We start from the raw sequence: 11,351 nt of genomic DNA on the forward strand, positions 1-11,351 counted from the left end.
CGTTTATCCCGACAGCCGCCACCGGTGGCCTGCAGAGAAAAGAGAGACAGATGGACGTAGCCATCGCGGCGGCGGACACCGCCTGGGTGCTCGCGGCCATGGTCGCAGTGGCGCTGATGGTGCCCGGTCTCGCCCTGTTCTACGGCGGCATGGTCAGCATCCGCAGCACGCTCAACATGATGATGATGACGATCGGTGCGGTCGCGGTGATGGCCGTGCTGTGGGTCGTCGTCGGGTACTCCCTCACCTTCGGCAACTCGCTCGGCGGGCTCGGGCTCCTCGGGGACCCCCTGGAGTACCTGGGGCTGAGGGGGATCATGGCCGAGCCTGAGACACCGGGACTTCCGCCCGCCCTGTTCGCCGGATTCCTCCTGCTGTTCGCGGGCATCACGGTCGCACTGGTGGCCGGCGGCGTCGCCGACCGGATGAAGTTCTCCACCTGGCTGGTCTTCGCCCTGGTGTGGCCTCTGCTCGTCTTCTTCCCCGTCGCCCACTGGGTGTTCGCGTTCGATTCCGAGGACGGCTCGGTCGTGGGCGGGTGGATCGCCAACGGCCTGGGCGCGATCGATCTCGCCGGCGGTACCGCCATCCACATCAACGCCGGCATCGCCACACTCGCCCTGGTCCTCGTACTGGGGCGCCGCGCCGGGTTCCCCACGGTGAGCCGGCCGCACAGTGTCCCCCTGACCTTCCTCGGCGCCGGGATGCTGTTCGCGGGCTGGATCGGCTTCAACGCCGGCTCGGCGGTCGCCGCGGGCAACACGGCCGGCGTCGCCGCCCTGAACACCGTCGTCGCCGCCCTGTGCGGGGCCCTGGCGTGGATGATCACCGAACAGGTCCGGGCCAAGCACCCCACCACCCTGGGTGTCGCGTCCGGGCTGGTCGCCGGCATGGTCGGCATCACCCCGGCCGCCTCGTCGGTGAGCCCGCTCGGCGCCATCGCGATCGGCCTGATCTGCGGCGTGGTGTGCCACTACGCGGTGGGCCTGAAGTTCCGCCTGGGATACGACGACTCCCTCGACGTGGCCGGGCTGCACCTCGTCGCCGGCGTCATCGGCACGATGCTCATCGGCGTCATCGCCGATCCCGCCTCGCCCGTCGGTGAGGCCGGGTTGCTGTACGGCGGCGGGTTCGGGCAGCTCGGGGCGCAGACCCTCGCCACGGTGGCCGTGGTCGCCTACTCGTTCCTGGTCACGCTGCTCATCGCGGTCGTCCTCGACAAGACGATAGGGCTGCGCGTCACCGAGGAGGCAGAGCTCGAGGGCCTCGACAAGGCCTACCACCGCGAGATGGCGTACTTCCAGGACGGTCTCGGGACGGCCGCGGCCGTGGAGGACTCACCGGAGGAGGTGGCGAACACGACGAAGAACTGACGCCTCACGCGACTGCATGACCCCGGGGTCTGCCGCCGGTTCGATCCGACTCGGCTGCGGGCCCCGGGGTTCGGCGTGTCCCGGTTCGTCGTGTCCCGGTTCGTCGTGCCCCGGGTTCGTCGTGCCCGACGGCGGGTCAGACGTTCCGGATCGCGATCGACCGGGTGTTGAGGTAGCACTCCATGGCCTCGGGACCGCCCTCGGAGCCGTAGCCCGAGTCCTTCACCCCGCCGAACGGCAGCTCGGCGGACGGCATCGACGGCATGTTGACCCACAGCATCCCCACCTCGACCCTGCGGGTGAGGAGGTCCGCGTTCGCGAGCGACCCGGTGAACGCGTAACCGGCCAACCCGTAGGGCAGGCGGTTGGCCTCGGCGATCGCCTCGTCGAGGTGATCGAACCCCCGGATGGCGGCGACGGGCCCGAACGGCTCGTCGTTGAACAACCGCGCCTCGGTCGGCACCTCGTTGAACACGGTGGGAGCCCAGTAGTTGCCCGCGTCGCCGATCCGGTGACCGCCGGTGAGGACCTCCGCACCCCGGTCGACGGCGTCGGAGTGGAACTCACTCATCGCCGCGAGTCGACGATCGTTGGCGAGGGGACCCATGGTGGTGCCGTCCTCGAGTCCGCTGCCGACCCGGATCTGCCCGGCGTGCCGGGCCAGTTCGCGGGCGAACTCGTCGCGGATGCCGTTCTGCACCAGGAACCGCGTCGGGGAGATGCACACCTGACCGGCGTTGCGGAACGTCATGGGGCCCATGGCGTCGAGGACCAGCCGGAGGTCGGCGTCGTCGCAGACGATGACCGGCGCGTGGCCGCCGAGCTCCATCGAGCTGCGCTTCATGTGCTGTCCCGCCATCGCGGCCAACTGCTTGCCGACGGCCGTCGAGCCGGTGAACGTGATCTTCCGGATCACGGGGTGCGGGATGAGATACCCGGAGATCTCGGCAGGGTCCCCGTAGACCAGACCCAACACCCCGGCCGGCAGGCCCGCATCGGCGAAGGCCCGGATGAGCTCGGCGGGACTGGCCGGGGTCTCCTCCGGCGCCTTGACGATCAGGGAACACCCCGCCGCCAGCCCGGCCGCGATCTTGCGGACCACCTGGTTGACGGGGAAGTTCCAGGGCGTGAACGCCGCCACCGGGCCGACCGGGTCCTTCACCACCATCTGGCGGATCGTGAGGTCGCTGCGGTGGGGTACGAGCCTGCCATAGACGCGGAGTCCCTCATCGGCGAACCAGTCGACGATGGTGGCCGCCGCGAGGATCTCGCCCTTCGCCTCCCGCAGCGGTTTGCCCTGCTCCAGCGTCATCATGCGGGCGACGGAATCGGCCCGTTCCCGCAACAGCTGCGCCGCCGCGCGCATGATCGAGCCGCGCTTGGCCGGGGTCGTGTCCCGCCACACGGCGAAGCCCCGGTCGGCGGCGTCGAGGGCGCGGTCCAGGTCCGCGGTGGAGGCGTGGGCGACCGTGCCGATCACTTGCCCGTCGGCCGGGTTGCGCACGTCGATGGTGCGGCCGTCGGCGGAGTCGGTCCACTGGTCGTCGATGAACAGGCGGGTGTCCGGATAGGCGCTGGTGGGTGCGTGGCTCATGCCTCACTTCTACCCGCCCCGCCCGCAGGGGCGCCGTCGTATCCACCACCGGGGCCCCGCCGCCCGACGGCCGCCACGCGGACGACAGACGACCACATCCGCTACTCCCCCTCGGGATCCGCTACTCCAATCGGAATAGCGGATCCGTAGGGCGGGTAGCGGATGTGGTCGAACGGTCGAACGGGCGGTTCGGCGCGTCAGGCCCTGGCGCCCTGCTGATCCTTGACCGCGGCCAGGATGTCGTCGACGCGGTCCTTGGCGTCGCCGAACAGCATCTGGGTGTTGTCGCGGAAGAACAGCGGGTTCTGGACGCCGGCGTAACCGGCGGCCATCGACCGCTTGAACACGATGACGTTCTCGGCCTCCCAGACGTGGAGCACGGGCATACCCGCGATCGGGCTACCCGGGTCCTCGGCGGCATCCGGGTTCACGGTGTCGTTGGCACCGATGACCAGCACCACGTCGGTGTCCGCGAAGTCGTCGTTGATCTCGTCGAGCTCGAGCACGATGTCGTAGGGGACCTTGGCCTCGGCCAACAGGACGTTCATGTGGCCGGGCAGGCGACCGGCGACCGGGTGGACGGCGAAGCGCACGTCGACGCCACGCTCACGCAGGGTGCGGGTGAGGTCGGCGACCGGGTACTGCGCCTGCGCCACGGCCATGCCGTAACCGGGGGCGATGATCACACTCGAGGCATCCGCCAGCATCTCGGCCGCACCGGCGACATCGATCTCGGTGTGCTCGCCGTGGTCCTTGCCCTCGCCCGATGAGGCCTCGATACCGAAGCCGCCCATGATGACGGAGAAGAACGAGCGGTTCATCGCCTTGCACATGATGTAGGACAGGTACGCGCCCGAGGAGCCGACCAGCGCGCCGGTCACGATGAGCAGATCGTTGCCCAACAGGAAGCCGGTGGCCGCGGCGGCCCAGCCGGAGTACGAGTTGAGCATCGACACCACGACCGGCATGTCGCCGCCACCGATGCTGGCGACCAGGTGCCAGCCCAGGGCCAGCGCCAGGGCGGTGACCACGATGAGCATCCACAGCGCGGGGGAGATGACGAACCACACGGTCAGCGCGACGAACGCCACGAGGATGCCGAGGTTGATGAGGTTCTTGCCCGGCAGCACCAGCGGTGCGGACTTCATCTTCCCCGACAGCTTGAGGTAGGCGACGATCGAACCGGTGAAGGTGACGGCGCCGATGAACACGCCGATGAACACCTCGGCGTGGTGGATGCCGAGCAGCGAACCGGTGAGCTCACCGTGCAGCTCGGGCTCCAGGTAGCCGTTCCACCCGACCAGCACGGCGGCCAGGCCGACGAACGAGTGCAGCAGGGCGATGAGTTCGGGCATCTCGGTCATCTGCACGCTGCGCGCGCGCATCAGGCCGATGACGGCGCCGATGGCGACGGCCACGACCATCAACACGATGCCGATGGTGGCGGGCTGGTGGTCGATGACCAGCGCGACGGTGGCGACCAGGGCCAGCGCCATGCCGGCGATGCCGAAGGTCAGGCCCCGGCGGGCGGTCTCGTGCTTGGACAGCCCGGCGAGCGACAGGATGAACAGCAGTGCGGCGACCAGGTAGGCCGCATTGGCGGCGGTCTCAACAGACATCTGCTCAGGCTCCCTTCGAGAACATGCCGAGCATGCGACGCGTCACGGCGAAACCGCCGAAGACGTTGATGGACGCGACGAGGATCGCGATGGCGGCGAGCGCCAGGCCGAGGGTGTTGTCGATCCCGACCTGCAGCAACGCACCCACGACGATCACTCCGGATATCGCGTTGGTCACGGACATCAACGGGGTGTGCAGCGCGTGGTGCACGTTGCCGATGACGTAGTAGCCGATCACGATCGCCAGCACGAACACCGTGATGTGGCGCGGGATGTCCCCCGGCGCGACCGCGGTGAGCAGCAGCAGCAACGCCATGCCGGCGGCGATCAGGCCGAGCTTCGCGCCGGCCGACATCTTCTTCTTCTCAGGCTTGGGCTCGACCGGTTCGGGGGCAGCGGCCGCCGCGGGGGCGGCACTGACCTGCACCGGCGGGGGCGGCCACATGATCTCGCCGCCCCGTGTCACCGTCACTCCGCGCTGGACCACGTCGTCCATGTCCAGCGCCCACGCGCCGTCCTTGCCCGGCGTGACCAGCTTGGTCAGGTTGACCAGGTTGGTGCCGTACAGCTGCGAAGCCTGCGCGGGCAGCCGCCCGGCCAGGTCGGTGTAACCGATGATCGTGACACCGCCCTCGGTGACGACGACCTCGTCGGCCACACTGCCCTCGACGTTGCCGCCCTGCGCGGCCGCCATGTCGACGATGACCGAGCCGCGCTTCATCGTCGCGATGTCGGCGGCCGTGATCAGGCGCGGTGCCTGCCGACCCGGGATCAGCGCGGTGGTGATGATGATGTCCACGTCGGCTGCCTGCTCCGAGTAGAGGTTCGCCGCGGCCCGATCGTAGGCCTCACTGGTGGCCTTGGCATACCCGTCAGTGGAGACGACCTTCTCCTCCTCGGGCACCTCCACGGGCAGATACTCGCCACCGATGGACCCCACCTGGTCGGCCACCTCGGGACGCGGATCGGTCGCGCGGACGATCGCGCCCAGGCTCGAGGCGGCCCCGATCGCGGCGAGACCCGCCACGCCGGCACCCGCGACCAGGACCTTGGCCGGCGGGACCTTGCCCGCCGCGGTGACCTGGCCGGTGAAGAACCGTCCGAAGTGATGAGCGGCCTCGATCACCGCGCGGTAGCCGGCGATGTTGGCCATCGACGACAGCACGTCCATCGACTGCGCCCGCGAGATACGCGGGACCGCATCCATCGCCAGCGCGGTCACGCCGCGCTCGGCGAGCAGACCGAGGAGATGTTCGTTCTGCGCCGGCGCCAACAGCCCCACCAGCGTCGCGCCCGACCGGACCCGCGCCACCTCGGCCTCGGTGGGCACGGCGACCTTCATCACCACGTCCGCCGACCACGCGGCGTCACCATCGGCCAGCTCGGCACCGGCCTCCGCGTACGCGGCATCCGCGAACTCCGCGCGCGTACCGGCGTCGTGCTCCACCACGACCCGGTAGCCCAGGCCGATCAGCTTCGCCACCGTCTCGGGCGTCGCCGCCACCCGGTTCTCCGCCGGGTTGGACTCGGCGACCACACCGATCACCGACGGCGCGACACCGGCATCCCGGACATCGGAGTCCGGCTTCATATCAGGGATCTCTTCAAGGCTCGAAGCCATAGGGCATCCTTTTACTGCGTTGTGAGCGAGCCGACGCGTGTGCGCCGGCTCTGACGTCTCGAGTTTTGGCGTGTTCTACGTATTCTCCACAGGCCCGGCACGTGTGTGCCCGGGGTGCGCTCCAGTCACCGATCCGAGATCAGAGCTCACGAAGCGGCTCGGGGTGGGATGGTTACCCCTGCTTCGTCCACCGTTACGGCGTCGTCCTCCGGCGCGGGCAGGGTGGCGCCACGTCCACCGGAAGAACTTCCGGCAGAGCCTACGGGACACTGTGGACCGCGAACGAGCCGGTGGGATCGTTTTCGGGGACCTTGTGACACATGCCATAGGCCCCGGATGCTTAGTGGCGTGAAGTTGGTGCGCAATAAAAAGCACCCCGGATCGTCGGTGACGATCCGGGATGCTCCCTAGGTGTGGGCGAAGGGGGACTTGAACCCCCACGTCCCGAAGGACACTGGCACCTGAAGCCAGCGCGTCTGCCATTCCGCCACTCGCCCGAGTAACGCCCGAATACGTTAACACGCGGCGTTCCGACCGCACTAATCGGCTGGTGAGGGCTTCCCTGCGGCTGGAAGCGTGCTTCCCACCGCCACCGCCTCTATGATCGACCGGATGCCGCCGCGGGCGGCGCGAGGACAGCCGGCCCGGCCAGATGGCCGGGCCCACCACGAGGAAGGAGGCGAGGCGTGGGGATCGTCGGGAAGTTCGAGCGCACCCTGCAGGGCGCGGTCGGCGACGCGTTCGCCCGCCTCTTCGGCGGGAGAGTCGTGGCGGCCGAAGTGGAGTCACAGCTCCGCAAGCAGGCGGAGGCCTCCCTCAAGGTGGTCGACGGGCACCTGTTGGTGTCCAACAGCTACTCCATCACCCTGGCCCGGTCGGACTACGCCTCTTTCACCGAGGACGAGGCCCTGGCCGTCAAGACCTTCTCCCGCCATCTGTCGGATCACATCTCCGAGCAGGGTTGGGAGACCTACGGCCCGGTCACCGTGACCTTCGTGGAGCGCGATGACCTCCACACCGGACAGATGCGTATCGACGGGGTCGTGGACCCCGACGCCGTCCCGTTCCACATCTCGGCCGCCGCACCGGCGCCGGCGCCGGATCATCCGGCGCCGTCGTCGCCGGGTGCGGACCGACGGGGCGTGGACGGGCCGAGTGCGAGCAAGGAGAACAGCGACATGCAGGCACCCGCTTCCAACTACCCGGTCTCGACCGGCCCCGGAGCCCGGAGCGCGGGCTGGGGTGGCCCGTCGGACGCCCCGACCCAGATCACCCAGGGCCGGGCCTCGCTGACGGTCACGCTGCACCTTGAGGACGGCTCGGGGCGGACGTTCCGCCTCCAGCGGGGCTCCAACCTGCTGGGACGCGGGCAGGACGCAGCGTTCCGCCTGCCCGACACCGGGGTGTCACGCCAGCATGCGGACATCCATTTCGATGGTCGGGAAGCGGTTCTCACCGACCTCGGCTCGACCAACGGCACCACGGTGAACGACGGGCCGATCCAGGACTGGCAACTCGCCGACGGCGACGTCATCAGGGTCGGACACTCGGAGATCACCGTCCGGTTCGACTAGCCTCGACACGGATGACCCCCGGAACCACCGGGGGCGGCCACACGTTGTCCGAGGTGAATCGGCGGGCGAGGGGAGGACGGCACCAGTGCAGGGACTCGTTCTGCAGCTCTCGCGCGGCCTGTTGTTGGCGCTGTTGTGGCTGTTCATCTACCTCACCCTGCGGGCGCTGAAGACCGACGTCTTCGGCAACGTGGGGATGAGGTCGTCCGGCCGCGGCGAGCGCCGGGGCGGCGTGTTCGGCCGCGGCTCCCGGGCGATCCGGCATCTCGTGGTCACCCAGGGCGCCCTCGCAGGTACCCGGATCACCCTGTCCGAGCAGCCGGTCCTGGTGGGCCGGGCCGACTCGTGCACCCTGGTGATCGACGACGACTACGCGTCCAACCAGCACGCGCGGCTGTCCCCGCACGGCCCCGACTGGTTCCTCGAGGACCTCGGCTCGACCAACGGCACCTATCTGGACAGATCGCGGGTGACGACCCCGGTCAAGGTGGACGCCGGCACGCCGATCCGGATCGGCAAGACCGTGATCGAGCTGCGCACGTGACCCCGGCGCTCGTCTACACCGCGCGCTCACATCTGGGCATGGTGCGGGAGAACAACGAGGACTCGGCCTACGCCGGACCCCGTCTGTTGGCCCTCGCCGACGGCATGGGCGGCCACGCCGCGGGTGAGATCGCCAGCCAGTTCGTCGTGGCGGCGCTGGCGAGGCTCGACGAGGACGAACCGGGCCAGGATCTCACCGGGGCCCTGACCCGCGCGCTGACGGTCGGCAACGAGGCGATCGCCTCCCACGTCGAGGCGTACCCGGAGACCGACGGCATGGGGTGCACGGCCACCGCGCTGCTGTTCGACGGCCGCCGCATGGGCCTGCTCCACGTGGGTGATTCCCGGGCCTATCTGCTGCGTGACGGGACGCTGACCCAGATCACCAAGGACGACACCTTCGTCCAGTCCCTCGTCGACCGCGGGGAACTCTCCGCCGACGAGGCCCACACCCATCCGCGGCGCTCGCTCATCCTCAAGGCGCTGACCGGGGAGCCGGTGGAGCCGACCGCCGTCATCCGCGAGGCGCGGGTCGGCGACCGCTACCTGCTCTGCTCCGACGGCCTGTCCGACCCGGTGAGCACCGAGACGATCGCCGAGACGCTGGCCACCGGCACCGTCGAGGAGGCCGCGGACCGGCTGGTCCAGCTGGCGTTGCGCTCGGGCGGGCCGGACAACATCACGGTCGTCCTGGCCGACGTCCTGGACTCCCCGCGCGACGCGCCGGTCATCCCGGTGGTGGTGGGCGCGGCGTCGGGCGACGAGCCGGGCCAGATCGACCCCGCCGCCGACCCCTACTCCGACACCGCTGCCGGTAAGGCCGCCGCGTTCTCGCGCGCCCAGGTCGCCTCACGCGGGGGAGCCACCGGAACGTCCGGTGCCGCCGGGGAGTCGGGTGCCGGGCGTGGGAACGGATACGACGACGACGAGGTCGACGCCGCCCCACCGCGCGGCAGCAGATGGCGTTTCGCCCTGAGCGTCGTCGGGGTGCTCGTACTGCTGGCCGGGATCGTGGGCGTGTCCGCGCTGCTCGTCCGCAGCAACTACTTCGTCACCGAGTCGGACAGCCAGGTCGTGGTGAAGAGGGGCATCTCCGGGGAGGTCTTCGGCATCTCGTTGGCCTCGGTCATCCAGGTGGGATGCCTGACCCGCGAGGGCGACCTGACCATGCACTCCCCCGATGCCATCCCCGCCGGATGCGACGTGTTCACCCTGGGGGACCTCCGCGAACCCGCCCGGGAGACCGTCCGGGCCGGGATGCCGTCGGGGAGCCTCGCCGAGGCGGGCGCCCAGGTCTCCCGGCTCACGGAGGACAACCTCCTGCCGCCGTGCGACCCCCGTGAGCAGCAGGAGCGCCCGCGCGAGCAGACCTCGTCGTCGTCCTCTCCCACCGAGTCGCCCTCTCCCACGGGTTCCCCCGCACCCACCGGGTCGCCGTCGCCCGGCGAGCCCGCCCCCACGGACGAACCGGCGACTCCCCCCTCCCCCACGACCCCCGCACCTGTGCCCGGGGAGACCTGCCGGGCGGTGAGCTGACCCATGTCCTCTCCCGCATCTGCCTCACCATCGTCGGCCTCACCCGCATCCGATCCCCGCGGCCGGGCGGTGCCCGACAGCCCGCGCCGGGGCAAGGAACTGGTCCTGCTCGTCGCCGCCGCGGTGATCGTCGGGTTCTCGCTGCTGCTGGTCCAACTCGCCCAGGAGCAGGAACTGTCCCTGGCGCTGCTGTGGATCACCCTGGCGTTCCTCGGCCTCGCCGGCGGCGCCCACCTGCTCATCCGCTGGCTCGCGCCCTACGCCGATCCGGTGTTGCTACCGGGCGTCGCGCTGCTCAACGGGCTGGGGCTGGTGCTCATCTACCGGCTCGACCTGTCGTACGCGGCCAACGCCGCGGCGAGCGGCAACGACCCGCCGGGGATGGACGTCACCCGGCAGCTGCTGTGGACGTTCCTCGGCCTGGCCGTGATGGCGGTCGTGCTGTACTTCCTGCGCGACCACCGCGTCCTGGCCCGGTACGGCTACACGATGGGGTTCGCCGGCCTCGCACTGCTGGCGATCCCGGCGGTGCTCCCCTCCCGGTTCTCCGAGATCAACGGCGCCAAGAACTGGATCATCCTGCCCGGGTTCACCATCCAGCCCGGCGAGTTCGCCAAGATCCTGCTCATCATCTTCTTCGCCTCGATCCTGGTGGAGAAGCGCGAGCTGTTCACCACCGCCGGCAAGCGCGTGCTGGGCGTGGACCTGCCGCGCGCCCGCGACCTCGGGCCGATCATCGTGGCCTGGTTCCTGTCCCTGGGCGTGCTGGTGTTCAACACCGACCTCGGCATGGCGCTCCTGCTGTTCGCCACCGTGCTCACGCTGCTGTACGTGGCCACCGAGCGGGTGAGCTGGCTGCTCATCGGCGTGGTCCTCGTCGCCGTGGGCGGCGTGCTGGCCTACGCCCTGTTCGGGCACGTTCGTGTGCGGTTCCAGATCTGGCAGGACCCCTTCGCGTTCTTCGACACCGGCGGCTACCAGAGTTCGCAGGCCCTGTTCGGCCTCGCCTCCGGCGGCATGGGCGGCACCGGGCTCGGCAACGGGCGACCCGACCAGGTGCCGTTCGCGAACACCGACTTCATCACCGCCACCATCGGCGAGGAACTGGGCCTGATCGGCCTCGCCGCGGTGCTGATGGTCTACGCGATCCTCATCCTCCGCGGCATCCGGGTCGGCCTGACCATCCGCGACAGCTTCGGCAAGCTCGTCGCCGTGGGCTTGGCGTCCACCATGGCCATCCAGATGTTCGTCGTGGTCGGCGGCGTCTCCACCCTCATCCCCCTCACCGGCCTGACCCTGCCGTTCATGGCCTACGGGGGCTCCAGCCTGTTGGCCAACTACGCACTGGTCGCCATCCTGCTGCGCCTGTCCCACGACGCGCGCCGGCCGCTGCCCACCCCACGTCAGGCACCGGCGCTGGCCGAGGCCGCCACCGGCATGATGCGGGCGCCCAAGCTGCGCTCGCCGGGCCGGAGGAACGGGTGAGCGCCG

General features: G+C 70.0%; 8 protein-coding genes and 1 tRNA gene. 5 read left to right on the plus strand and 4 right to left on the minus strand.

Annotation, left to right across the window (positions count from 1 at the left end):
* Positions 1 to 50: 50 nt before the first annotated feature.
* Positions 51 to 1,373, plus strand: a complete 1,323-nt coding sequence (locus Q2K20_RS15610) for an ammonium transporter (RefSeq protein ID WP_132064058.1) — start codon at positions 51 to 53, stop codon at positions 1,371 to 1,373.
* A 136-nt stretch (positions 1,374 to 1,509) separates the two neighbouring features.
* Here the strand turns inward: Q2K20_RS15610 and Q2K20_RS15615 are convergent, their stop codons facing one another.
* From Q2K20_RS15615 to Q2K20_RS15630, 4 genes are all read right to left on the minus strand, one after another.
* Entirely contained in the window at positions 1,510 to 2,967 is a 1,458-nt protein-coding gene (locus Q2K20_RS15615) for an NAD-dependent succinate-semialdehyde dehydrogenase (protein WP_069389454.1), read from the minus strand.
* Between the two features lie 197 nt (positions 2,968 to 3,164).
* Entirely contained in the window at positions 3,165 to 4,586 is a 1,422-nt protein-coding gene (gene pntB / locus Q2K20_RS15620) for a Re/Si-specific NAD(P)(+) transhydrogenase subunit beta (protein ID WP_096906455.1), read from the minus strand.
* Between the two features lie 4 nt (positions 4,587 to 4,590).
* Positions 4,591 to 6,177, minus strand: coding sequence for a Re/Si-specific NAD(P)(+) transhydrogenase subunit alpha (locus Q2K20_RS15625; RefSeq protein ID WP_067716486.1), 1,587 nt, complete (start codon positions 6,175 to 6,177; stop codon positions 4,591 to 4,593).
* Positions 6,178 to 6,621: 444 nt separating this feature from the next.
* A tRNA-Leu gene (locus Q2K20_RS15630) sits at positions 6,622 to 6,704 on the minus strand.
* 189 nt (positions 6,705 to 6,893) lie between these two features.
* Here Q2K20_RS15630 and Q2K20_RS15635 point away from each other — a divergent pair.
* From Q2K20_RS15635 to Q2K20_RS15650, 4 genes are all read left to right on the plus strand, one after another.
* Positions 6,894 to 7,781, plus strand: a complete 888-nt coding sequence (locus Q2K20_RS15635; RefSeq protein WP_067716489.1) for a DUF3662 and FHA domain-containing protein — start codon at positions 6,894 to 6,896, stop codon at positions 7,779 to 7,781.
* A gap of 85 nt (positions 7,782 to 7,866) precedes the next feature.
* Positions 7,867 to 8,325 (plus strand): FHA domain-containing protein, encoded by a 459-nt coding sequence (locus Q2K20_RS15640; protein WP_067716492.1) that lies wholly within the window; start codon positions 7,867 to 7,869, stop codon positions 8,323 to 8,325.
* Complete coding sequence (locus tag Q2K20_RS15645; RefSeq protein ID WP_317176954.1) at positions 8,322 to 9,860, plus strand: PP2C family serine/threonine-protein phosphatase; 1,539 nt, start codon at positions 8,322 to 8,324, stop codon at positions 9,858 to 9,860. The genes Q2K20_RS15640 and Q2K20_RS15645 overlap by 4 nt, the downstream gene beginning before the upstream one ends.
* A 3-nt stretch (positions 9,861 to 9,863) precedes the next feature.
* Positions 9,864 to 11,345: an FtsW/RodA/SpoVE family cell cycle protein gene (locus Q2K20_RS15650; protein ID WP_067716497.1), complete on the plus strand. Its 1,482-nt coding sequence runs from the start codon at positions 9,864 to 9,866 to the stop codon at positions 11,343 to 11,345.
* Positions 11,346 to 11,351: the final 6 nt, after the last annotated feature.

Source organism: Dietzia sp. IN118 (assembly GCF_032905965.1).
Classification (GTDB): Bacteria; Actinomycetota; Actinomycetes; order Mycobacteriales; family Mycobacteriaceae; genus Dietzia; species Dietzia kunjamensis.

Excerpts from the sequence above, each read along its gene's own strand:
- Q2K20_RS15610 (WP_132064058.1), top strand. The coding sequence starts at position 51 with ATGGACGTAGCCATCGCGGCGGCGGACACCGCCTGGGTGCTCGCGGCC.
- Q2K20_RS15615 (WP_069389454.1), bottom strand. The coding sequence starts at position 2,967 with ATGAGCCACGCACCCACCAGCGCCTATCCGGACACCCGCCTGTTCATC.
- pntB (WP_096906455.1), bottom strand. The coding sequence starts at position 4,586 with ATGTCTGTTGAGACCGCCGCCAATGCGGCCTACCTGGTCGCCGCACTG.
- Q2K20_RS15625 (WP_067716486.1), bottom strand. The coding sequence starts at position 6,177 with ATGAAGCCGGACTCCGATGTCCGGGATGCCGGTGTCGCGCCGTCGGTG.
- Q2K20_RS15650 (WP_067716497.1), top strand. The coding sequence starts at position 9,864 with ATGTCCTCTCCCGCATCTGCCTCACCATCGTCGGCCTCACCCGCATCC.